Annotated in this window: 22 protein-coding genes; 11 read left to right on the top strand and 11 right to left on the bottom strand. The window is 68.4% G+C overall.

All coding sequences use genetic code 11. From position 1 onward, the window contains the following. Positions 1-24 precede the first annotated feature (24 nt). From E5A74_RS05700 to E5A74_RS05685, 4 genes are read right to left on the bottom strand one after another with little or no spacing between them, the layout of a single operon-like run. Complete coding sequence (locus E5A74_RS05700) at positions 25-348, bottom strand: hypothetical protein (RefSeq protein WP_135983310.1); 324 nt, start codon at positions 346-348, stop codon at positions 25-27. Further along, positions 345-2,165, bottom strand: coding sequence for a DUF885 domain-containing protein (locus E5A74_RS05695; RefSeq protein ID WP_135983309.1), 1,821 nt, complete (start codon positions 2,163-2,165; stop codon positions 345-347). The genes E5A74_RS05700 and E5A74_RS05695 overlap by 4 nt, the downstream gene beginning before the upstream one ends. Before the next feature lie 21 nt (positions 2,166-2,186). Then, positions 2,187-2,636, bottom strand: a complete 450-nt coding sequence (locus tag E5A74_RS05690; protein ID WP_135983308.1) for an NfeD family protein — start codon at positions 2,634-2,636, stop codon at positions 2,187-2,189. 3 nt (positions 2,637-2,639) lie between these two features. Then, a complete protein-coding gene (locus tag E5A74_RS05685) occupies positions 2,640-3,626 on the bottom strand; it encodes an SPFH domain-containing protein (RefSeq protein WP_135983307.1) in 987 nt (328 codons plus the stop codon). 52 nt (positions 3,627-3,678) lie between these two features. On the opposite strand from E5A74_RS05685, the gene E5A74_RS05680 reads away from it, so the two are divergent. The 4 genes from E5A74_RS05680 to guaB all read left to right on the top strand — a co-directional run bounded on the left by E5A74_RS05680 (position 3,679) and on the right by guaB (position 6,715). Beyond that, complete coding sequence (locus E5A74_RS05680; protein ID WP_135983306.1) at positions 3,679-4,491, top strand: HpcH/HpaI aldolase/citrate lyase family protein; 813 nt, start codon at positions 3,679-3,681, stop codon at positions 4,489-4,491. Positions 4,492-4,568: 77 nt separating this feature from the next. After that, on the top strand, positions 4,569-4,997 hold the full coding sequence (locus tag E5A74_RS05675; RefSeq protein ID WP_135983305.1) for a hypothetical protein: 429 nt from the start codon (positions 4,569-4,571) through the stop codon (positions 4,995-4,997). A gap of 74 nt (positions 4,998-5,071) precedes the next feature. After that, a complete protein-coding gene (locus E5A74_RS21350) occupies positions 5,072-5,194 on the top strand; it encodes a hypothetical protein (RefSeq protein ID WP_276469515.1) in 123 nt (40 codons plus the stop codon). Positions 5,195-5,257: 63 nt separating this feature from the next. Beyond that, the gene (gene guaB / locus E5A74_RS05670) at positions 5,258-6,715 is read left to right on the top strand and encodes an IMP dehydrogenase (RefSeq protein WP_135983304.1); all 1,458 of its coding nucleotides are present in this window, start codon (positions 5,258-5,260) and stop codon (positions 6,713-6,715) included. 72 nt (positions 6,716-6,787) lie between these two features. Here the strand turns inward: guaB and E5A74_RS05665 are convergent, their stop codons facing one another. Continuing rightward, the gene (locus tag E5A74_RS05665) at positions 6,788-7,414 is read right to left on the bottom strand and encodes a DUF4198 domain-containing protein (RefSeq protein ID WP_135983303.1); all 627 of its coding nucleotides are present in this window, start codon (positions 7,412-7,414) and stop codon (positions 6,788-6,790) included. A 214-nt stretch (positions 7,415-7,628) separates the two neighbouring features. On the opposite strand from E5A74_RS05665, the gene E5A74_RS05660 reads away from it, so the two are divergent. Beyond that, the gene (locus tag E5A74_RS05660; protein ID WP_135983302.1) at positions 7,629-8,075 is read left to right on the top strand and encodes a hypothetical protein; all 447 of its coding nucleotides are present in this window, start codon (positions 7,629-7,631) and stop codon (positions 8,073-8,075) included. 18 nt (positions 8,076-8,093) lie between these two features. Here E5A74_RS05660 and purT read toward each other — a convergent pair whose 3' ends face one another. Continuing rightward, the gene (gene purT, locus E5A74_RS05655) at positions 8,094-9,263 is read right to left on the bottom strand and encodes a formate-dependent phosphoribosylglycinamide formyltransferase (RefSeq protein ID WP_135983301.1); all 1,170 of its coding nucleotides are present in this window, start codon (positions 9,261-9,263) and stop codon (positions 8,094-8,096) included. 114 nt (positions 9,264-9,377) lie between these two features. On the opposite strand from purT, the gene E5A74_RS05650 reads away from it, so the two are divergent. Together E5A74_RS05650 and E5A74_RS05645 are read left to right on the top strand one after the other, a co-directional pair. Then, on the top strand, positions 9,378-10,562 hold the full coding sequence (locus E5A74_RS05650) for an RsmB/NOP family class I SAM-dependent RNA methyltransferase (RefSeq protein WP_135983300.1): 1,185 nt from the start codon (positions 9,378-9,380) through the stop codon (positions 10,560-10,562). Positions 10,563-10,594: 32 nt separating this feature from the next. Continuing rightward, positions 10,595-11,098, top strand: coding sequence for a tetratricopeptide repeat protein (locus tag E5A74_RS05645; protein ID WP_135983299.1), 504 nt, complete (start codon positions 10,595-10,597; stop codon positions 11,096-11,098). 1 nt (position 11,099) lies between these two features. Here the strand turns inward: E5A74_RS05645 and rsmA are convergent, their stop codons facing one another. The 4 genes from rsmA to E5A74_RS05625 all read right to left on the bottom strand — a co-directional run bounded on the left by rsmA (position 11,100) and on the right by E5A74_RS05625 (position 16,713). Beyond that, positions 11,100-11,915 carry a 16S rRNA (adenine(1518)-N(6)/adenine(1519)-N(6))-dimethyltransferase RsmA gene (rsmA, locus tag E5A74_RS05640; protein WP_135983298.1) on the bottom strand — a complete coding sequence of 272 codons (816 nt, stop codon included), beginning with the start codon at positions 11,913-11,915 and terminating at the stop codon, positions 11,100-11,102. Further along, positions 11,912-12,916, bottom strand: a complete 1,005-nt coding sequence (gene pdxA, locus E5A74_RS05635) for a 4-hydroxythreonine-4-phosphate dehydrogenase PdxA (RefSeq protein WP_135983297.1) — start codon at positions 12,914-12,916, stop codon at positions 11,912-11,914. Before pdxA ends, rsmA begins: the two co-directional genes overlap by 4 nt. A 16-nt stretch (positions 12,917-12,932) precedes the next feature. Beyond that, complete coding sequence (locus E5A74_RS05630; protein ID WP_240699678.1) at positions 12,933-14,279, bottom strand: peptidylprolyl isomerase; 1,347 nt, start codon at positions 14,277-14,279, stop codon at positions 12,933-12,935. Positions 14,280-14,394: 115 nt separating this feature from the next. Continuing rightward, positions 14,395-16,713 carry an LPS-assembly protein LptD gene (locus tag E5A74_RS05625; protein ID WP_240699677.1) on the bottom strand — a complete coding sequence of 773 codons (2,319 nt, stop codon included), beginning with the start codon at positions 16,711-16,713 and terminating at the stop codon, positions 14,395-14,397. A gap of 108 nt (positions 16,714-16,821) precedes the next feature. Between E5A74_RS05625 and E5A74_RS05620 the strand changes: the two genes are divergently transcribed. From E5A74_RS05620 to E5A74_RS05600, 4 genes are all read left to right on the top strand, one after another. Continuing rightward, entirely contained in the window at positions 16,822-17,262 is a 441-nt protein-coding gene (locus E5A74_RS05620; RefSeq protein ID WP_135983295.1) for a DNA polymerase III subunit chi, read from the top strand. A 292-nt stretch (positions 17,263-17,554) separates the two neighbouring features. Continuing rightward, positions 17,555-18,628 (top strand): hypothetical protein, encoded by a 1,074-nt coding sequence (locus E5A74_RS20815; RefSeq protein ID WP_166745659.1) that lies wholly within the window; start codon positions 17,555-17,557, stop codon positions 18,626-18,628. A 123-nt stretch (positions 18,629-18,751) separates the two neighbouring features. Then, positions 18,752-19,174, top strand: a complete 423-nt coding sequence (ndk, locus tag E5A74_RS05605) for a nucleoside-diphosphate kinase (protein ID WP_135983292.1) — start codon at positions 18,752-18,754, stop codon at positions 19,172-19,174. 267 nt (positions 19,175-19,441) lie between these two features. Further along, positions 19,442-19,681: a DUF6894 family protein gene (locus E5A74_RS05600; protein ID WP_135983291.1), complete on the top strand. Its 240-nt coding sequence runs from the start codon at positions 19,442-19,444 to the stop codon at positions 19,679-19,681. Here E5A74_RS05600 and E5A74_RS05595 read toward each other — a convergent pair. After that, positions 19,678-20,994 carry an ATP-binding protein gene (locus E5A74_RS05595; RefSeq protein WP_240699676.1) on the bottom strand — a complete coding sequence of 439 codons (1,317 nt, stop codon included), beginning with the start codon at positions 20,992-20,994 and terminating at the stop codon, positions 19,678-19,680. The genes E5A74_RS05600 and E5A74_RS05595 overlap by 4 nt on opposite strands. Positions 20,995-21,034: the final 40 nt, after the last annotated feature.

Here is a 21,034-nt window from a genome sequence, read left to right as displayed (position 1 = left end):
CCAGGGCCGGGGGAAGCCCCGGCGCTAGTCCCCGATCGGCAGGCTGCTCGCCACCACGTCGTGATGCTCGACGTCGCGCGGGCGTTCGAGCAGGTACCGATCGTCCTCGGGATAGTAGCGGGCGAGGGCGATATCGTCGCCGGCAAAGCCCCTGATGTCGTCGATGCCGCGCCACCAGCTCAGCGTCGTCACTTCGGTCGTGCCGTCGTCGAGGTCGCGGAACAGCATCTGGAAGCCCAGATTGCCCGGCGTCGACGTATAGTCGGTGCCTCCGGTCGCGGCGATATAGTCGCGATAGGCATCGCGATCGCGGGTGCGGATCTTGCCGCGCCAGCGCCGGAGGATCATGCCTTTCGCGCCGCGATATGGCGATCGACGACGTGCCCGAGCACGGTCATCGGCACATTGCCGCCGAGCACGACGGCATCGTTGAACGCCTTGAAATCATAGGCTGGCCCCAGCGCCGTCTTGGCGCGGTCGCGCAGCCGGTTGATCTCGCTGTGCCCGACCTTGTAGCCGCAGGCCTGTCCCGGCCATGCGCAATAGCGGTCGACCTCGCCCGAGACTTCCTCGACCGACGAGCCGTTGGCGGTGACGAACCAGTCGATCGCCTGCTGGCGCGTCCAGCGCTTGGCGTGGAGCCCGGTATCGACCACCAGCCGGCAGGCGCGGAAGCCGAGCGACTGGAGATAGCCGAGCTTCTCCGCCGGATTGTCGGCATAGACGCCGAGCTCGTCGGCAAGCTGCTCGGCATAGAGCGCCCAGCCTTCCGAATAGGCGTTGAATTGCAGCAGCGAGCGCATCAGCGGCAGCTTGAATGCATATTCGCCCTGCCAGACATGGCCGGGGATCGCCTCGTGATAGGCGAGATCGGGCAGGCTGAAGCGCGTGTGCAGGCTCGTCGTGCGCAGGTTGATCCAGAACTTGCCGGGGATCGTTCCGTCGATCGAGCCGGGCCCGCCATAGGCGCCGGGCGCGCCGGGCTCCTCTTCGGGCGGCAAGCGGCGCACTTCGACATTGCCCTTGACCAGCGTGTTGAACGCCTGCGGCATGCGCCCGCGAATGTCGGCGATGCGCGTGTTGAGGAACTGCAGGATCTCGGCGCGGCCGGGATCGCCCTCGGCGAAGGCGAAGCGCGGATCCTTGGCCAGCGCTTCCATCCGCGCCCCGACGCTGCCTTGGCTATAGCCCTCTTTCCTGAGGATCGCGTCCATCTCGGCCTGGATTGCGCGGAGCTGGTCGAGACCCATCTGATGGACCTCGTCGGGAGTCATCGTGGTGGTCGTGCCCGCGCGCAGCGCCCAAGCGTAATAGGCCTCGCCGTCCGCGAACTTCCACACCCCGGCATCCGAAGTCGCGCGCTTGCGGTGACGCTCGAGCTCGGCGATCTGGCGGTCGAGCGCGGGGGCGACCTTGTCGTTCGCCAGCATCCACGCGGCGTTGCCGAAATCGCCTTCCATTCCCGCGGTGCGATTGGCGATCGACGTGACGAGGCCCCATCCCGCGGTGTTGCCGCTCCGCGCGATCTTGAGCTGCCTGAGCGCCTTGTCGAGCAGGAAGTCGGGCGCGATCACGCCCTTGGCCGCGGCGGTCTTGAGCCGCTGGGTCTCGCCGTCGAGCTGCTCGGCATAGGATTCTACGCGGTCGACATAGGCCTCGGCGTCCTCGCGCGTGTTCACCTGATGATCGGTGTCGAGCATCCGCGGCACGTCGATCCACGCGCCGACATTCTGGACGACCGCATAGGGCGTGTTGCGCCAGCTGCCGACCGCGACGTCGCCATAGCCGAACCCGAAACCTTCGAGGCCGCTGCCGTACGAGGCCTGCACCACTTCGACATTGGTGCGCATCACCGGGCTCAGCGCATTCATGTCGAGCTTGCCGATCGCGCCGAGCGTCTCGCGCAGATGCGCGACGATCTTGCGCTGCCCGGCCGGCGAGCGATCGGTGAGCTGATGCTTGAGCGGGGCGCGCTGCTCCTTGTCGATGCCGAGCGAGGTCGCGTTCTCGGGATAGAGCTTGAGGAAGCTTTCCGCGGTGCGCGTGAGCAGCGCGTCGGCGCGTGCGTCGGCGTTCTGGAACAGGGCATGTGCCGAGCGGGGCAGCGCGGCCGCCGCGAGAGTGCCGGCGGTGCCGAGCAGGAGCTGGCGGCGGGAGCTACGCATGGTCATTCCTCGAATGGGTGATCAGCCGGCAAGGGGCTCGACGGTGAGCGCGGTGCCGACGGCGCCGACGATCCGCACGCGCGCGCCGACGGGGAGATCCGGCCCGCTGGCGAGCCATTCGCTGTCGCCGACGCGGACCTTGCCCTTGCCCGCCGCGATCGGCTCGACCACGGTCACGATCTCGCCGACGAGCCGCGCGACGCGGTCGTTGAGCAGCGGGTCGGCGCTTGGGACCGGATTGCGCAGGTACCAGCTCCGGCCGAGACCAACCGCGGTCGAGGTGGCGACGATGAACACCGCGACCTGAAAGGTGGGAACGAAGCCGGGGATGATCAGCGTGACGATGCCGGTCACCGCCGCGCCGGCGGCGACGAACACGAGGAAGATCCCCGGCATCATCAACTCGGCGAGCGCGAGCACCGCCGCGAAGATCAGCCAAGCGAGCCCGGGGGTGGCGAGCAGCGCTTCCATGGCTCAGCCTTCCTGCGCGCCGAACGGCGTCGGCCTGCCGCGCGGCGCAGGCGGGGCCGGCGGCGCGGCGGGCGGAGTGCGACCCAGCGCGTCCTTGGCCAACTCGCCGATCCCGCCGAGCGTGCCGATCAGCTGCGTCGCCTCGACGGGGAAGAGGATCGTCTTGGCGTTGGGCGAGGTCGCGAACTTGCTCACCGCCTCGACATATTTTTGCGCGACGAAATAGTTGATCGCCTGGCTCGATCCCTTGGCGATCGCGTCCGAGACGAGTTCGGTCGCCTTGGCCTCGGCCTCGGCCGAGCGTTCGCGGGCTTCGGCGTCGCGGAATGCGGCCTCGCGCCGGCCCTCGGCTTCGAGGATCTTGGACTGTTTCTGCCCCTCGGCGCGCAGGATCTCGGAGGCGCGCGTGCCCTCGGCCTCGAGGATGTTGGCGCGCTTCTCGCGTTCGGCCTTCATCTGGCGGCCCATCGCATTGACGATGTCGGCGGGCGGGCGGATGTCCTTGATCTCGACGCGGGTGATCTTGACCCCCCACGGCGTGGTGGCGTGGTCGACGACGTTGAGCAATCGGGCGTTGATCTCGTCGCGCTTCGACAGTGTCTCGTCGAGATCCATCGAACCCATCACGGTGCGCAAATTGGTCGTGGTGAGCTGGAGCAGCGCGACATAGAGGTCCGACACCTCATAGGCGGCCTTGGCGGCGTCGAGGACCTGGAAGAACACGACGCCGTCGGTCGAGATCATCGCATTGTCCTTGGTGATGATCTCCTGCCCGGGGATGTCGATCACCTGCTCCATCATGTTCACCTTGCGGCCGACGCGATAGAAGAAGGCGGGGTAGAAATTGAGGCCCGGCGCCGCCACCGCGGTGAAGCGTCCGAAATATTCGATCGTATATTGATAGCCCTGGGTGACGATCTTCACGCTGGAAAACAGGTAGAGCAGCACCGCCGCGACCAGCACGATCAGAAAAACGTTCAGCACGTCCATTCCCCCCGACTCCCCTCGCAATTCCTGCGCCTTGCTAGCATAGAGTCGGGCCATGACCACAGCCCGTCTGGCCCCGCGCACCGCCCTGTTCCTGCCCGCGTCCAATCCGCGCGCGATCGAGAAGGCGCGGGGGCTCGCCGCCGACATGGTGATCCTCGATCTCGAGGACGCGGTACGCGACGATGCCAAGGCGAGCGCGCGCGACGCAGCGGTCGCCGCGGTGGCCGAGGGGTTCGGCGATCGGCTGAGCGCGATCCGCCTCAACGGCCTCGACTCGATCGAGCATGCCGCGGATCGCGCCGCGGTCGCGCGTTCGGGCTGCGATTTCGCGGTGCTGCCCAAGGTCGAGAGCGCGCAAGCTGCGGCTTCGCTCGCCGCCGCGCTGGGCAAGCCGCTGCTCGTGATGATCGAGACGCCGCGCGGGGTGCTCGCCGCCGCCGATATCGCCGCGGCCCCCGGGATCGGCGGGCTGATCGCAGGGGTGAATGATCTGCGCGCCGAGCTCGGCATTCCCGCCGGGGTCGGCGATGACGGGCTGATCCTCGCGCGCCAGACGATCGTCCTCGCCGCGCGCGCGCACCGCGTCTGGGCGATCGACGGGGTGTTCAACGCGCTCGACGATCCCGAGGGGCTCGCGGCCGAATGCCGGCAGGGGCGCGGCTTCGGCTTCGACGGGAAATCGCTGATCCATCCCAGCCAGATCGCGGTCGCGAGCGCGCTGTTCGGCGCCAGCGAAGCCGAGCTGGCGGAAGCGCGAGCGCTGATCGAAGCGGCCACCGGCGGTGCCGAGCGGTTCGGCGGACGGATGATCGAGGCGATGCACGTCGCGCAGGCGCATGCGCTGATCGCGAGAAACCCGCGCTGAACTCCGGGCGTTCCCCTGATTGTCGGCGGCGGCGCCTCCGGCCATGCAAGGATAGAACAAGTCGCAACGGGTGATCGATGTCGGATCTGCAAACCCTGCACGGGCAACTGCTCGGGATGCTCGAAGAGCTGGAGGACCTGACGGCACAGCCGATGCCGGACGAAGCGGCGCTCGCCAGCCTGCGCTACCGGCTGACCCGCACCAGCGGCGCCCGTCGTCGGCTGGTCGACTCGCTCTGCGTCCAGCTTCAGCTCACGCTTGCGCCCGAAGAGGCGGCCGCGGTGCGCGCGCTGCGCGAGGCGAGCATCGCCGCCATGACGTCGTCCTCGGACCATATCGGCACCTGGAGCCTTAGGCAGCTCGCCAAGGACTGGCCGGGCTATTGCCGTGCCTCGCAGCAGGTGCGCGGCGCGATGCGCGAGCAGATCGAGGCCGAACGGACGATTCTCTATCCGCACATCGCGCCCGATGAATCGTCGGAGCTGCCGGGGCGGGCAACCGGTTAACGCGGCGCTTACCGTGTTTTCTCACGCGATCTGAATATCATCGCATCATGCTGCAGGCTTTGAGGAGGTGTCTGATGGATCGTCACGAAAAGCAGCAGGCGGGCGAGCGTCGCAGCGAGAGCGATCGCCGGCAGAATGTGAACCCCGAATATGCCGGTGAAGAACGCCGCAAGCGCGATCGTCGCGCGGGGCACTAGCGGTTTGCGCTGACCGCGGTTACATGGGCCGCCAACTCCCGACTCAGGATTTTGGCGCACCTCATGGATATCCCCCTCGGCCTCACCTTCGACGACGTCCTTCTCTATCCGGGCGAGTCCGAGGTCCTGCCGAGCATGGCCGATACCCGGACCTTCGTGACGAAGGGGCTGGCGCTCAACATTCCGATCCTCTCCTCGGCGATGGATACGGTCACCGAGGCCGACATGGCGATCGTCATGGCGCAACTCGGCGGAATCGGCGTGCTCCACCGCAATCTCGACATCGAGGAGCAGGTCGAGGCGGTTCGCCAGGTCAAGCGCTTCGAAAGCGGCATGGTGGTCAATCCGATCACGATGACTCCCGACGGCACGCTCGGCGAGGCCACCGCCTTGATGGAGCGCCACCGGATCAGCGGCATTCCGATCGTCGAGGCCTCGGGCAAGCTCGTCGGCATCCTCACCAATCGTGACGTCCGCTTCGCCGGCAATCCGAACCAGCCGGTGTCCGAGCTGATGACGCACCAGAACCTCGCCACCGTCCAGGCCGGGGTCAGCCAGGAAGAGGCGCGCCGCCTGCTCCACCAGCGCCGCATCGAGAAGCTGCTCGTGGTGGACGAGGGCTATCGCTGCGTCGGGCTGATCACCGTCAAGGATATCGAGAAGGCGGTCACCTATCCCAACGCAACCAAGGATCCTGCCGGCCGCCTCTGCGTCGCCGCGGCTTCGACCGTCGGCGACAAGGGCTTCGCGCGGACCGAGGCGCTGGTCGACGCCGAAGTCGATCTGATCGTCATCGACACCGCGCACGGCCACAACAAGGAAGTCAGCCGCGCGGTCGAGCGGGTGAAGAAGCTCTCGAACCGCGTCCAGGTGATCGCCGGCAACATCGCCACCGCCGAGGCGGCGCGCGCGCTGATCGATGCGGGCGCGGACGGTGTGAAGGTCGGGATCGGCCCGGGCTCGATCTGCACCACCCGCGTCGTCGCCGGCGTCGGCGTGCCGCAGCTCACCGCGGTGATGGAAGCCGCGGCCGAAGCCGCGAAGTCGGGCGTGCCCGTGGTCGCCGATGGCGGCCTGCGCACCTCGGGCGATCTCGCCAAGGCGCTCGCGGCGGGCGCCTCGACCTGCATGGTCGGCTCGCTGCTCGCCGGTACCGAGGAAGCGCCCGGCGAGACCTTCCTTTACCAGGGTCGCGCGTACAAATCCTATCGCGGCATGGGCAGCGTCGGCGCGATGGCGCGCGGCTCGGCCGACCGTTATTTCCAGCAGGACGTCAAGGATCAGCTCAAGCTCGTCCCCGAGGGCATCGAGGGCCAGGTCCCCTATAAGGGTCCGGCCCGCGAGGTGATCCACCAGCTGGTCGGCGGCGTGAAGGCGTCGATGGGCTATGTCGGCGCGGGGACGATCGCCGATTTCCAGAAGAAGGCGCGGTTCGTCCGCATCACCAATGCCGGCCTCAAGGAAAGCCATGTCCACGACGTGACGATCACCCGCGAGGCACCGAACTACCCGACGCGCTGAGCGCCCGGCCCGCGGCAGGTTTCACACGGGTCACGCGCGAAACCTGCCGTCGCCGTCAGCGCCGGTGGGCGCTCATTTCACGAAAGTGGTCGTGGTGATGTGGTGCACGGCGTCGACCTTGCCGCCGGGAAGCGCGGTCGGCGTGGTGTCCTTGATCGTCGCCGAGAGCAGATAGCGGCCATTTTCGCGGATCGGGATGTCGAGCCCGCCGCGGCCATCGGCGACGAAGGTCTTCGACCATTTGTCGGGCGTGATCACGACGACCTTGGCGCCGGGCACGGCCTTGCCGTCGCGCATCACCGTGAAGCGGTTCGAACCGGCCTCGATCGGCACGATCTCGAAGGGGAGGGCGGCGCGCGGCTCGCTGCGTCCGGCGCGGGCATAATAGACCACGCCTTCCTTCTTCCCCTCGGCATCCCATGGCTCGAAGACATTGTCGTCCAGCACGCGGACGTCCCCCGCGGCGACGGTCGCCTCGAGATAGCCCGCCTTGCGGACCAGCGACGCGGCGGGGTGCGAGACGAGCCTGGGCGCCTTGAGCCTGGCGAATTCGGGATCGCCGCCCTCGGGCAGCGCGTCTCCGGGCTCGCCCAGATAGATTCGAACCGGGCCGTTGCCGTCGCGCTCGACCCACACCTCGTGCGCCTGCGCCGCCCCGGCAAAACCGAGCATCATCGCTGCCAGTATCAGTCGCTTCATCGGTTCCTCCTGCAAAGGCCTCGACGCATCATCGCGCCCGCCGCCCGTTCGGCGCCCCGATAGCTCTTATGCATTTGCGAGTCACTAGCAACAAAGCGTTCGTCCCTTGCGGGAGGGTCAGCGCGTGGCGATGCGCAACAATTCAGCGTGGTGACAGCATCGGAACGATAGCGAGGTTACGGTCCGAAGGGCTTGGCAGAAAAGGGGAATGCCGATGAAAGCGCGTCTTGTCGTCGTCGCCGCGATTGCGACGGTCGGGTTGGGGAATGCCGCGCAGGCGCAGTCCTTTTTCGCCTGCTCCGCCAATAATGGTCAATTCTGGGGTCTCTACCGCGCCACCACCGCGAGCGTTCAGCTCTGGAACCCCGGAAATGGCTGGTCCGGTGATCTCTGTCGCGAGCGCGATTGCGTCATCACCGCCGACAAGATCGAGATGCAGTGGACCAGCCGGTCGGAGGGCGAATATGCCTATACCGACGCGCAGCACAGCTTCAACGTGAACCGCCGCTCCGGCACCGCCTCGCAGCGTTATGTCGGCGATCAATGGACCTATGACGGGCAACCCTACACGCCGAACGGCTGGAATCCGCATTCGGATGTCCTCACCACGGGCGCGTGCAAGAAGGCCGAGGACCCGGAAGCCGGCCCTCCGAAATTCTAGCCCGCGGCCGCGAGGCGGCTAGGTGCCGTAGCCGATGCCGATCTTGCCCGCCGCCTCGGCGGCGATGCGCCGCGCCGCGTCGGTGTCCCGCGCGATCGCCAGCGCCACGCCCATCCGCCGATAGGGCCGGGAAGTCGGCTTGCCGAAGATGCGCACATCGACTTCGCCACCCGGCACCGCCAGCGCCTCGGCGAGGCCGGTATAGCTGAGCGTCTCCGCATCGCGATCGGCGAGGATCACCGCCGAGGCCGACGAGCCGCGCAGCGTGATCGCGGGGATCGGCAGGCCGAGCACCGCGCGGGCGTGCAGATCGAATTCGCTCAGATTCTGCGAGAGCAGCGTCACCATGCCGGTGTCGTGCGGACGAGGCGACAGCTCGGAGAAGATCACTTCCTCGCCCTTGACGAAGAACTCGACTCCGAAAATGCCATAGCCGCCGAGATCGTCGACGACCTTGCGCGCCATGGCCTGCGCATCGGCGATCGCGGCTGCCGACATCGCAGCGGGCTGCCAGCTCTCCTGATAGTCGCCGCGCTCCTGGCGGTGGCCGATCGGCGGGCAGAACAGCACGCCCTCGCGGGTGCGCACCGTGAGGAGCGTGATCTCGTAATCGAAATCGACGAACTCCTCGACGATCACCCGCCGCCGGTCGCCGCGCATATTGGCGACGGCATAATCCCACGCGGCCTCGAGCCGGTCGGCGCTGCGCACCGTGCTCTGCCCCTTGCCCGACGACGACATGACCGGCTTGATCACGCAGGGCAGCCCGGTGTGCCCGGCGCCCGCCAGCACCTCATCGAGGCTCTCGGCGTAGCGATAGCGCGAGGTACGCAAGCCGAGTTCGACCGCCGCGACCTCGCGGATGCCGTCGCGGTTCATCGTCATCTGGGTCGCGCGTGCCGAGGGGGCGATGGCCACGCCCTCGCGCTCGAGCTCCGCGAGCACTTCGGTGCGGATCGCCTCGACTTCGGGCACGACATAATCGGGCCGATGCTTCTCGACCGCGGCGCGCAGCAGATCGCCGTCGAGCATCGAGAACACCTCGAAGCCGTCGGCCACCTGCATCGCCGGCGCTCCGGCATAGCTGTCGCAGGCGATCACGTGCGCGCCCAGCCGTTTGGCCGAGATCACGAACTCGCGCCCGAGCTCACCCGAGCCGAGGAGCAGGATCTTCGCCGTGAACGCCATGTGCTTGCCCTGTCGCGATTGGGGATGGCGCGTCAGTGGCGGCATATCGCGGGCTTGTCCATCGGGCCGAGATTTTGCTGTCAAAACCGGCGATGTTCTGCTTCTGGTCGCGGCATGAACCCCTCGGCCCGACTACAGGCTGCGATCGACCTGCTCGACAAGATCACCGCCGCGGCGCGCGATCAGGGCGCATCGGCCGACACGATCGTCGCACGCTGGTTCGCCGAGCGGCGCTACGCCGGATCGAAGGACCGCCGCGCGATCCGCGAACTCGTCTATGACGCGATCCGCATGCTCGGCGAGCGTCCGGCGAGCGGCCGCGCCGCGATGCTGGCGCTGGCGCAGCGCCGTCCCGAGCTTGCCGAAGGATTCGACGGATCCTCCTATGGTCCTGCGCCGATCGCGCCGGACGAACCGGTCGCGCAAGCCGGCCTGCTTCCCGCCTGGCTCGCCCGGGCGTTCGAGGCGTCGGATCTCGGCGAGGACGAGCAGGCGGCGTTGCTCGCGCGTGCGCCGCTCGACATCCGCGTCAACCCGCTCAAGGCGGATCCCGACGCCATCGCTGCCACGCTTCCGGGCGCGATGCCGCTTGAGTGGCTCCCTGCTGGCCTGCGTCTGGCTTCGGATACGCCGGTCGAGCAGCTGCCCGCCTATAAGGACGGCCAGTTCGAGGTGCAGGACGCCGGCAGCCAGCTGGTCAGCCTTGCCGCCGGTGCCGAGCCCGGCCAGCGCGTGATCGATCTCTGCGCCGGCGGCGGCGGCAAAACGCTCGCGCTCGCGGCGGCGATGGCGAACCAGGGGGTGATCCTCGCCTGCGATGTCGATCGGCCGCGACTTTCGCGGCTGATGCCGCGTGCCGAGCGTGCCGGCGTCACGATCGCCGGGACGCGATTGCTCAATCCAGGTCGCGAGCCCGAGATGCTCGCCGATCAGCTGGATCGCGCCGATCTGGTGCTGGTCGATGCACCCTGCTCGGGCACCGGCACCTGGCGGCGCAACCCCGAGGCGCGCTGGCGGCTCACGCCCGAGCGGCTGGCGCGCTACGTCGCGACCCAGGCGGCGTTGCTCGATATCGCTGCCGGCCTCGTCCGCCCGGGCGGCGCGCTGGTCCATATCGTCTGCTCGCTGCTCGATGCCGAGGGGGCCGGGCAGGCCGAGGCGTTTCTCGCCCGCCATCCCGGCTGGACCGCGGCGCCGCTGGCGATGGGCCCCGGCACGCCGCGCGGCCCCGGCCTGCGGCTCACCCCCTTACGGGACTCGACCGATGGCTTTTTTGTCGCGAAGATGACAAGGCCATGATAGCCGTACGCGCCTCGTTTTCGGAGATTTTCATGCGGATCACTGCGATATCGGCCGCCGCGGCGCTGATGCTGCTCTCGGTTTCGACCTCGCTGATGGCGCAGCGCCCCGACGATCAGATCGATCCCAAGTCCCTCGCGCTGCTCGAGGAAGGGCGCAGCGCCAAGGCCGCCGGCAATCTCGATGGCGCGCAGGACTCGCTGGAGACCGCGCTCGCGATCGACCCGCGCAACCGGCAGGCGTTCATCGTCCTCGCCGAGATCGCGCGTGAGCGCGCGCTGCCCGGCAAGGCCATCCGTCTCTATCGCGAGGCGCTGGCGCTCGAGCCCAACGACGTCGCCGCGCTGCGCGGGCAGGGCGAGGCGTTGGTCGCCAAGGGCGCGGTCGCCAAGGCGCGCGAGAATCTCGCGAAGATCAACACGCTGTGCAGCGGCACCTGCGGTGAATCGACCGCGCTGGCTGCCTCGATCGCCAAGGGCCCGCCGCCGACCGCGACCGCGCAGGCCGAGCCGGCCAAGCCGACCACCGCCAACTAGCTCAGCTGAGCTCACGCGCCAGCGCGACGAACTCGGCCACCGACACCGTCTCGGCGCGGCGGCTCGATTCGATCCCGAGCCGCTCCATCGCGTCGAGCGCGCCGGAGACGCCCTTGAGGCTCTGGCGCAGCATCTTGCGGCGCTGCCCGAAAGCGGCGCCGGTCAAGCCTTCCAGCACCGGCAGCCGCACGCCTTCTGGGGCTTCGGCGGGCACGATATGGACCACCGCCGACATCACCTTGGGCGGCGGCGTGAAGGCCGAGCGATGCACGTTCATCGCGATCCGCGGCGTCGAGCGCCACTGCGCCAGCACCGCCAGCCGGCCATAGGCCTCGGTGCCCGGCGCCGCGACGATGCGCTCGGCGACTTCCTTCTGGAACATCAGGGTCAGGCTCGCCCACCACGGTTCCCACGCCGCCGAAAGCCAGCCGACGAGCAATGCGGTGCCGACATTATAGGGCAGGTTGGCCACGACATGCGGCTTGCCCGCGAACAGCGACGGCGCGTCGATCTGGAGCGCGTCGCCTTCGATCACGCGCAGCTTGCCGGGATGGAATTCGCCCAGCTCCTCAAGCGCGGGGATGCAGCGTCGGTCGCGCTCGACCGCGGTGACCGAGGCGCCCGCCGCGAGCAGCGCACGCGTCAATCCGCCCGGGCCGGGCCCGACCTCGAACACCTCGGCATCGGCGAGATCGCCCGGCACCTTGGCGATGCGGGCGAGCAATTGCTGATCGAACAGGAAATTCTGCCCCAGCGCCTTGCTGGCGCTGAGACCGTGTTTGCGAATGACTTCCCGGAGCGGCGGAAGTTCGCTCACGCGACCCCGGCCGCGGCTTCCGCGCGGCGCTCGGCCTGCGCTGCGGCCATGCGGATCGCGGCGATCATCGCGCCCGGATGCGCCTCGTCGCGCCCGGCGATGCCGAACGCGGTGCCGTGATCGGGCGAGGTGCGCACGATGGGCAGGCCCAGCGTCGTGTTGACGCCGTCGTCGAAATGGAGCGTCTTGATCGGGATGAGCGCCTGATCGTGATAGAGGCAGAGCGCGGCGTCATAGCCGGCGCGGGCGCGGGCGTGGAACATCGTATCGGCGGCGAACGGCCCGATCGCGTCGATCCCTTCGGCGCGCAGCTGCTCGAGCGCGGGGGCGAGGATCTCGATCTCCTCGCGGCCGATCGCGCCGCTCTCGCCGGCGTGCGGGTTGAGCCCGGCAAAGGCGAGGCGGGGGCGCTCGATCCCGAAATTGCGGTGCAATCCGCGTGCCGTCACGCGCGCCTTGGCGACGATCAGCTCGGTCGAGATCAGCTGCGCCACGTCGGCGAGCGGGACGTGCACGGTGATCGGCACCACGCGCAGCGTCGGGCCGGCGAGCATCATCACCGTATTGTCGCTGGCGACGCCGCAGCGCTCGGCGACGAACTCGGTCTGGCCCGGATAGGTGAAGCCGATCCGGTAGAGCTGCGCCTTGGAGACCGGCCCGGTGACCAAGGCGTTCGCAGCACCCGACTTGGTGAGCCCCGTCGCCATCTCCAGCGACTGGAGCGCACAGCGCGCGCTGTCGACGTCGGGGGTACCCGGGACCACTTCGCCGGCGTCGCCGGTCGAGATGATCGGCAGCGCGTCGGCAAAGACCTCCGCAGCCTCGGCCGGATCGCTGATCCGAGCGACCGGCCCGTCCCAGATCTTCTCAACGGCGCGGGGATCGCCCACCGCGAAGAAGGGAGCGAGCGCATGGAGGTCGCGCGCGCTCCACGCCTTGGCGGTGATTTCGGGGCCGATACCGGCGGAATCGCCCATCGCGATGGCGAGCGGGATCGTCATCCGCCCGCCGCGCGCCTCAGCGATACTCGACCAACGCGTCGCGGCGCAGATCGCGCAGCATGCGCTGGGCGCGGGTATTGGTGCGCTGCTCCTCGAGCTGATTCTGGACCTGCTCGACGGTGGGCTCGTTGGTGTCCTTGGGATCGTCGCGACCGCACAGCACCAGCACGCGGACGCCATCCTCGACCGAGCCGAAGGGCGGGGTGACCTGGCCGATCTGCAGCGGCAGCAGCATGTTCTGCAGCGCGGGCGGGAGCTCCTTGATCGCGATGCCGTCGCGGTCGACCACCTCGGCGCCCTGCGCCTGCGCGACCGTGGCGACGTCGCCGCAGCCCTTGATCGTCTTGGTCGCGGCGGCGAACTCGCCCGCGCGCGCCGTCGCCTGCGCTTCGGTCGTGCCCTTGGGGAAGTTGATCGCCACCTGACGCAGGCTCAGCTTGGCGTCCTTCGGATCGGCGGTGAGCACCTTGCGCTTCTCGGCGAGGTACAGGATCGAGAAGCCGGTCGGCAGCTGGATCGGGCCCGCGACCTGGCCGGGCTGCATCTCCTGCGCGGCGGCGGCGAGCTGATCGGGCAGCATCGACGGGCGGACCCAGCCGAGATCGCCGCCCACCGACTTGGTCGACGCTTCCGAATAGGTCTTGGCGAGATAGTCGAACGGCGCACCCTCGCGCATCTGCTGGATCATGCGCTGCATGCCGGCATGGACTTCCTGCGCGCGATCGGCGGTGGCGTTCTGGTAGATCTCGTAGACGTGGAACTCGTCGCTGCCCTTGGCCTGGCGCATGCGCTCGAGCATCGCGTTGACCTCGGCCTCGCCGACATTGATGTTCACGCGCCGGCGCAGCAGCCGGTTCCACGCGATGTCGGCCTCGATCTGGCGGCGCAGCGTGCGCTCGGACGCGCCGATCTCCTTGAGCCAACCGCGCATCTGCTCGGGGGTCTTCTGGAAATTTCGCGAGACCCGGCCGAAGCTCGATTCGATCTCCTTGGGATCGACCGAGATCTCGTTGGCCTTGGCCTCCTGGATCTGCAGCGCCTCGTCGATCAGCTGGCGCAGCATCTGCAGGCGCAGCTGGTCGCGTTCCTCGGGCTTGAGGTTGAGCTTGCTGATGCCGATGACCATCGCCATGCGCTGATCGACATCGGTGCCGGTGATCACCGTGTCGTTGACGATCGCGGTCGGCTTGCGGACGTTGGGATCGGACTTGCCGAAGAACTGGAAGTTCGCCGGGAGATCGAGGCCGGTGGTGGGCACCTGCTGGTCGGGCACGGTCTGCGCGATCGCGATCGACGCGATGCCGGCAAGGCCGAGCGCCATAATAGTCTTGCGGCCGAAGCGCGCCGCCTTTGCAACACCCATGTTCACGTGAAGCCGTACCCTCATCCATCTCGGGGAGATCGTGGCGCATACTCGCCAATTGTGCCTGAACCAAGGCTTGACGGGATTCGGTTACGCGCCCCCGCCTTCGGCCAAGCTAGCGCCCCAGATTCTTGAAAGCCAGCGACAAAAGATAGGAGTTTCCGCGGCGGGCATCGCCGGTTGTCTCGTAATCGCGCTTCCAGGTGAGTCCGAGGCGAAGGCAATCGTCCTCATAGGCGACGCCGAGCCGGTGGCGGACCGGATCGAAGCCGTCGGCCTGCGACAGCGGATCCTCGTCGCGATTGGTGAGATCGACGAGCAGCGCGCCATAGACCGACCAGAAGCGCGCGATCTGGACGCGCGCGCCGACCCGGGCCTCCTCGCGGTCCTGCAGATCCTCCAGCGTCGCGCCGATGTCGCGGTTGAGCCGCAGATAGCCGAGCTGGAGATAGGTCGCCCGCGAGCCGATCGTGGCATCGATCTCGTTCCGCCGGATCGCGAAATTGTCCTTGTCGATGCGATAGCGGTGGGTGAAGCTGAGGAAGTCGCGGAAGCGGACCACGGTGCGTCCGACGATGTCGGAGACGCGATCGGTAAGCCCGGTGCCGTCCGGGAAGATCGTCGGGCGCGACGACAGGCGGTAGCTCTGCCCGACATTGGCGTCGATGCTGAAGCCCGGCAGCCAGAGCGCATAATCGACGCCCCAGGTGAAGCGCGTCGAATCCTCGAACCGGTCATAGCCGGGGAAGCGATTGAGCGCGAAGAGGTTCGAATCCTCGAGATCGACCGCGCGTGCGTCCTCGTTCGGGACGGCGAGGTTCTCGAGCTTGGGCGCGGCGACGATTTGGACGCGTGGGGTGATCCGCTGGGTGCCGCCGAGGAACGCGCCGACCAGCGGCCATTTGACGTCGATCGCCGCCGCCGCGATGCCGCGGAACTGGAAGCCTTCGTTGCCGCGATAGCTCGGCACGCTGGTCAGCAGCGTGTTGTCGGTATTGTAGGCGTCGGCGCGGCCATAGGCAGTGAAGGTGACTTCCTGCCCCCACGCCGTGAGCTTGCGCAGATCCCAGCGCGCGCTGGCGAAGGCCCGCTGCGAATCCTGCCCTTCCGACCGCCCGATCGCCAGCGTGTTGAGCTGGAACTCGAAGCGCCCGCCGAGCAGCCCGTCGTCCATCCGCCGGCGATAGTCGAGCTCGGGCAGGACATAGGGCTGGAGACCCTGTCGCTCGCCGACGCGCAGCGTCTGCACCGCCCAGGCGTTGATCGAGAAGTAGCTGTCCTCGTCGATCCGCTCGACGCGGACATTGTTGCGCAGCCGATCGTCGCGCGAGATGTCGTAGCGGCGCAGGAAGGTACGGTCGGTGGTCAGTCGCAGCGAGGTGCTCGCGCTCCATTCGGGCGAGAACTGGAAGCGGCCGACCGCGTCGAGATAGCCGCGGAAATCGTTGCGCGAGGTCGCCGGGGTGATCGGCACCGTCAGGTCGTCGGCGCGGCGGCTATAGGTGCCATAGGCCGAGACGCGATAGGCGCCGAAGCTCTCGAGCGCGCGATAATCGGCCTGCAGCATCGGCAGCGTATTGGTGAACACGCGCGGGGTGACGGTCAGATCGCGATTGGGCGCGAAGCTGAAATAATAGGGCAGCGCGATCTGGAAGCCGTTGGTGCGATCGAGCCGCACATCGGGCGTCAGGAAGCCGTCGTCGCTGGTTCCGCCGGCGGGGTGCGAGAACACCGGCAGCGGGATCGAGGCGAAGCCGAACACCGAGATCCGCGCGCCGGTATAGCGGATACGTTTCTTGTTCGGATCATAGACCACCCGCCGCGCGGTGATCTTCCACGACGGCTCCTTGGGGCAGCCCTCCGAATCGACCACCGCGCAAGGCGTGTAGGCGGCGTTCTCGACGGTGATGATGCCATTGTCGCGGCGGCCGCGCTGCGCGGCGATGCGCCCGCCGGCCTCGAGCACGACGAGCATGTTCTCGACCGCGCCGTCCTTGAGCGTGTCGGTCAGCTCGATGCGGTCGCCATAGGCGGCGTCGCCCTCGGGATTGACCACGACGATATTGCCCTCGGCGACGACTTGCCCGGTCTTGCGGTTCCAGACGATCTTGTCGGCGCGCAGGCGATCGCTGCGGCGATAGAGCCGGACGTCGCCGCTCGCGGTGACCACGTCGTTTTCAAAATCGTAGTCGAGCTGATCGGCGTTGAACTGGACCTCGTCGGGGCCGGCGGTGGTCGCCTCGCTCGAAGGCGGCGGCGGCGCGACGTTGCGGTCCTGCAGCTGCTGCGCCGGAACCGAGACCGGCGCCGGCGCGTCGCGCTGCGGCGGCGTCGCGGGCGGAGCGCCGGCCTGCTGCGCCTGCGCCTGCGCCGCGAGGCACAGGCCGAGCGCGGCGGATAGCAGCAATGCCTTGCGCGTAACGACGATTCCCACCTTTTCCTTCACTCCCGGGCACGCGGCACCGTCCGCCCTATCCCAGCGGTTGCGGCATCGCAACGTCACGTGCGTTGGCCCGAACGCACGGAACCGCTAACAGGAGCCATGCAAGTCGACTTCTATCATCTCACCCAGGTACCGCTCGAGCGCGCCCTGCCGCAGATCGCCGAGAAGATCCTCGCCAGCGGCGGCCGGCTGGTGATCGTCGCCGACGACGCGGCGCAGCGGGCCAGGCTCGACCAGCTGCTGTGGAGCTATAGCCCCGAAAGCTTCCTGCCGCACGGCCAGGCGGGAGGCGAGGACGATTCGGACCAGCCGGTGCTGATCGCGGCGACCACCGACGCCGCCAATGGCGCGCGCAACGTCGCGCTGGTCGACGGCATCTGGCGCGACGAGGCGCTCGGCTTCGACCGCGCCTTCCACTTCTTCGACGAGACGCGCATCGCCGACGCGCGGGCGGCGTGGAAGGGGCTCGCCGACCGCGATTCGGTCACGCGCAACTATTGGAAGCAGAACGACGCGGGGCGCTGGGAGAAGGCGGCCTGAGCGCCCGCGCCGGTAGGAAAGTCGAACCGCCCTTTTGTAGGGTTTCGCCGACCTAGAGTCGCAAGAGTCGCGGTAGAACGACTCTCGCGTTGCGCGGGCAGGAAATATTGTTGCGCGGACCTGTAGGAAAAATCGACCCTGTCAAAGAGCGCGGCCGGCAGCGCCGGACCGGCGCGGAGGGCAGCAGGCGAAATCCTACATTGCAAGGTGTGGGCCCGCGACACGGCATGGCGGACGTTGACGATGCCCCGCGTTCGGGCATCCTCCTGCGATGCGCCCGCCCAAACCATCGATGCGTGCCCTGGTCGCCTGCGGCCTGATCGCCGCGACCGCCATCCTCGGGCCGGCCTATACGGTGTTCTCTCCGGCGGCGCCGGCGCCGGATCAGGAACACGCATTCCGACCGGTCAGCCGCGCGGTGTTTGCGGAAGACCGGCTGTGGCTGCTCGACGATGGCGGCGCGCTGGTAGCGATGCGGCCGGGCGCCAAACGCGTCGAGCGGATCGCGGCCGACGGCAAGATCGTGGAGATCTGCAAGTCGCGCGGCCGTTTATTGGCGCTGGTGGCCGTCGGGGAGGCGCAATGGTCGCTTCAGGATCGCGTGCACGGCAATTGGGTTGCCCGGGGGACCGCGCCCACCGAGGGGGACCGCTTCGCAGCGCTGGACTGCGCGCCGGACGACGGCCGGGTGACGATCGTCACCAACCGGCGCCTGCTCGACGCGGAAAGCGGACAAATCCATTCAGTCAGGCTCAAGCAGAAACTCGAGCCCCTTTTCGGGATCGGAACGGCCCTGGCCACGCCCGGCGCCGTTTGGCTGGGCCAGAATCTGGGCGAGTGGGGTGGCGGGTTGACGCGTATTTCCCGCGCCGATGGTCGGGTCGATCCGGTCGAAAGCAACCAATCCGGCGATCTATGCGGCGGGCCGCTGAACGCCGCATGCGATCCGGTGAACGGCATCGTCCCGGCGCCATGGGATGCATCGTGCATCGTGGCCGCGATCGGCCTTGTTCACATGATGTCGCACGGTCGCGTCGTCACTGTCTGCAACGGGCGTGTCCAACGGCTCTATTTCAAGCCGTTCGAGCCGCAGCCGCCCTATGGCAGGCTGGACGATGGCGAGCCGGCGAGCACGGTCGCCTTTTTCGGGCTGGCCCGCGCGGCGGATGCCGTCTGGGCGGTGGGCATCGACGGCCTGTATCGCTTCGACGGGACGCTCCCTCCGCGCTTCCGGCCGCTGCCGAAATTCGAGGATCGGGATGGCTATTCGGTCAGCTTCGACATCCCGGGTATCGCGCTCGTGCTGACCGATGTGAATCAACGGCGATCGCTGAGCGGCGCGGTGCCGCTTCTGGTTGCCCGCTAGCTCGACAACCGCGCCGCCCGCGGCGCGGCGATGCCGGCGCCGACCCGCTCGCTTGCATCCGGCGCGCCCGCGGACTAGGGAGCCGCGACTTTCCACAACTTCAATTACAGGAGCCGCACGGCCATGGCCGCGACCCGGACCTTTTCGATCATCAAGCCCGATGCCACCCGCCGCAACCTGACCGGTGCGGTCACCAAGATGCTCGAGGATGGCGGCCTGCGCGTCGTCGCTTCGAAGCGCATCCAGATGACCCGCGAGCAGGCCGAGGGCTTCTACGCGGTCCACAAGGAGCGCCCCTTCTTCAACGATCTGGTCGAGTTCATGATCTCGGGCCCGGTCGTCGTGCAGGTGCTCGAGGGCGAGAACGCGATGCAGCGCAACCGCGACATCATGGGCGCCACCAACCCCGCCAATGCCGATGCCGGCACGATCCGCAAGGAACTGGCGGAATCGATCGAGGCGAACTCGGTGCACGGTTCGGACTCGGACGAGAATGCGGCGATCGAGATCGCCTATTTCTTCCAGCCGGAAGAAATCGTCGGCTGATTTTCGCGCCGCCCGGTACGGGTGGCGATCGCGAAATCGACAGCGCCGGTGGGGCTCGTGCCCTGCCGGCGTTTTTCGTTTTGGCAGACCGGCACCCGGTGAAAGCGGGGCCATCGCCTGCCTGTCGGTGCCGCACGGTGGCGCGACCATGGGGCTCGTCCGGGAGATGGGTCCCCGTTTTCGCGGGGATGACGATGGCGGGCGAAGAATCGTCCTGATCCGGATCAATCGGCGCAACCGGCTGAAATCTCGCGCATTCCGCACTGCATGCCGCAGTTCTTCTTTCGACTGAATACCCGCAACGCCGTCGCGCACGCAGAGCAGGGCGGCGACTTTCCCGATCTCCGCGCGGCGCTCGCGGGGGCGCACTCCGCCGCACGGGCGATGCTCCACACGCGCCACCGCCATCCGCCGATCGAACTGCACGGCAGCCTCGACATCGAAGACGAGCGGCATCGGCCGGTGGCGCGCATCCTGCTCGCCGACGTGGCGCGGCAGATTTCCTAGCCGCGCGGCAGCGTGATCGTCGCGGTGAGCCCGCCGCCGTCGCGATTGGCGAGCGCGATGTCGCCGCCGGCATCCTGGACGATCGCGCGGGCGAGCGCGAGGCCGAGGCCGATGCCACCGGTCTCGCGATTGCGCGAGGTCTCGAGCCGGGTGAACGGCGCGAAGACGGCGGCAAGCTTGTCCGCGGGGATGCCCGGGCCGCGATCGGCGACCTCGATCGCGACGTGGCGCGTGCCGGGGAGCAGGCTCACCTCGGCGCCGCCGCCATATTTGACCGCGTTCTCGATCAGGTTGCGCACCGCGCGGCGCATCAGCGAGGGGCGCAGATGCATCTTGAGCCGTTCGGCCTCCTCGAACGCGACCGGATGATCGAGATCGCGGAAATCCTCGACCACGGCGTCGATCAGCGCCGAGAGATCGACATCGGTCGGCGGCTCGCTCGGGCGGCCGAGTCGGGCGAGCGAGAGGATGTCGTCGAGCGTGCGGTTCATCTCGTCGATCGTATCGGCCATGCGGTTGCGATCGTCGTCGTCGTCGACCGATTCGATGCGGACGCGCAGCGCGGCGAGCGGGGTGCGCAGATCATGGCCGATCGCGCCGAGCATGCGATCCTTCTCGTCGAGCATCGCGTTCACGCGCAGGCTGAGCGCGTTGTAGGCGGCGATCACCGCGCGGACGTCGCTCGGGCCGCGCTCCTCGAGCGGAGTCGCGCCGTTGCCCGGGCGGAAATCGCGCGCGGCACCGGCGAGCGAGCGCAGCGGCTTGGAGATGCGGCGGACGATCCACATCACCGGCAGCAGGATGATGACGTAGAGGATGATCGTCTGGAAGATCAGCGCGGCGATCAGCCGGCGATCGGCGCGCGCCCAGGGCGCGTTGACGGTGAGCCAGCCCTTGCCGGGCTGCTCGACCGCGATGACGAGCATGGTGCCGGTGCGGCGGCGACCGCGGTTCTCGTCGCCGACGGTCGCGCGGATGCCGGTGTCGATCCGGCCGACCTCGATGCCGAGCTCGGTGAGCTGGCCGCGCAGTTCCTCGGCAACCTCGTCGCGCCGCTCGAGACCGGGCGGGATCGGATCGGCCGCGACCCGGCGCACGCGGCCGCGATCGGGCGCGAGCGGCCGGCCGGCGGCCTTTTCGCGCTCGAGCGCGTCGACGATGCGGGTGATCGCCGGGCGGGTGGCCTGGGCGAGGCGGAACTGGGCGCGATCGCGCACCGCGATCGCGAAGTTGATCGCCTGCGCGGTGAACAGCGCGACGGCGATGAGCAGCGCCATCTGCCCGGCGAGCGAGCGGGGGAGGAAGCGTCTCATTTTCTCCCCTTCCGTGCAGGGACGGGAGCACGAAGGGGGC

The organism is Sphingomonas naasensis (genome assembly GCF_004792695.1).
In the GTDB taxonomy this organism is placed as follows: domain Bacteria; phylum Pseudomonadota; class Alphaproteobacteria; order Sphingomonadales; family Sphingomonadaceae; genus Sphingomonas; species Sphingomonas naasensis.
Note: the sequence above shows the minus strand (reverse complement) of the source record. Positions and strands in the feature narration are given on the sequence as shown.

What these genes read in the sequence shown, in the direction of transcription:
- E5A74_RS21350 (WP_276469515.1), top strand. Translation starts at nt 5,072, where the DNA reads ATGGATCGTCACGAAAAGCAGCAGGCGGGCGAGCGTCGCAGCGAGAGC.
- E5A74_RS05645 (WP_135983299.1), top strand. Translation starts at nt 10,595, where the DNA reads ATGCGGATCACTGCGATATCGGCCGCCGCGGCGCTGATGCTGCTCTCG.
- E5A74_RS05665 (WP_135983303.1), bottom strand. Translation starts at nt 7,414, where the DNA reads ATGAAGCGACTGATACTGGCAGCGATGATGCTCGGTTTTGCCGGGGCG.
- E5A74_RS05690 (WP_135983308.1), bottom strand. Translation starts at nt 2,636, where the DNA reads ATGGAAGCGCTGCTCGCCACCCCCGGGCTCGCTTGGCTGATCTTCGCG.
- E5A74_RS05660 (WP_135983302.1), top strand. Translation starts at nt 7,629, where the DNA reads ATGAAAGCGCGTCTTGTCGTCGTCGCCGCGATTGCGACGGTCGGGTTG.
- purT (WP_135983301.1), bottom strand. Translation starts at nt 9,263, where the DNA reads ATGGCGTTCACGGCGAAGATCCTGCTCCTCGGCTCGGGTGAGCTCGGG.
- E5A74_RS05680 (WP_135983306.1), top strand. Translation starts at nt 3,679, where the DNA reads ATGACCACAGCCCGTCTGGCCCCGCGCACCGCCCTGTTCCTGCCCGCG.
- pdxA (WP_135983297.1), bottom strand. Translation starts at nt 12,916, where the DNA reads ATGACGATCCCGCTCGCCATCGCGATGGGCGATTCCGCCGGTATCGGC.
- E5A74_RS05685 (WP_135983307.1), bottom strand. Translation starts at nt 3,626, where the DNA reads ATGGACGTGCTGAACGTTTTTCTGATCGTGCTGGTCGCGGCGGTGCTG.
- guaB (WP_135983304.1), top strand. Translation starts at nt 5,258, where the DNA reads ATGGATATCCCCCTCGGCCTCACCTTCGACGACGTCCTTCTCTATCCG.
- ndk (WP_135983292.1), top strand. Translation starts at nt 18,752, where the DNA reads ATGGCCGCGACCCGGACCTTTTCGATCATCAAGCCCGATGCCACCCGC.
- E5A74_RS05630 (WP_240699678.1), bottom strand. Translation starts at nt 14,279, where the DNA reads ATGGGTGTTGCAAAGGCGGCGCGCTTCGGCCGCAAGACTATTATGGCG.
- E5A74_RS20815 (WP_166745659.1), top strand. Translation starts at nt 17,555, where the DNA reads ATGCGTGCCCTGGTCGCCTGCGGCCTGATCGCCGCGACCGCCATCCTC.
- E5A74_RS05695 (WP_135983309.1), bottom strand. Translation starts at nt 2,165, where the DNA reads ATGCGTAGCTCCCGCCGCCAGCTCCTGCTCGGCACCGCCGGCACTCTC.
- E5A74_RS05650 (WP_135983300.1), top strand. Translation starts at nt 9,378, where the DNA reads ATGAACCCCTCGGCCCGACTACAGGCTGCGATCGACCTGCTCGACAAG.
- E5A74_RS05595 (WP_240699676.1), bottom strand. Translation starts at nt 20,994, where the DNA reads ATGAGACGCTTCCTCCCCCGCTCGCTCGCCGGGCAGATGGCGCTGCTC.
- E5A74_RS05700 (WP_135983310.1), bottom strand. Translation starts at nt 348, where the DNA reads ATGATCCTCCGGCGCTGGCGCGGCAAGATCCGCACCCGCGATCGCGAT.
- E5A74_RS05600 (WP_135983291.1), top strand. Translation starts at nt 19,442, where the DNA reads ATGCCGCAGTTCTTCTTTCGACTGAATACCCGCAACGCCGTCGCGCAC.
- E5A74_RS05675 (WP_135983305.1), top strand. Translation starts at nt 4,569, where the DNA reads ATGTCGGATCTGCAAACCCTGCACGGGCAACTGCTCGGGATGCTCGAA.
- E5A74_RS05620 (WP_135983295.1), top strand. Translation starts at nt 16,822, where the DNA reads ATGCAAGTCGACTTCTATCATCTCACCCAGGTACCGCTCGAGCGCGCC.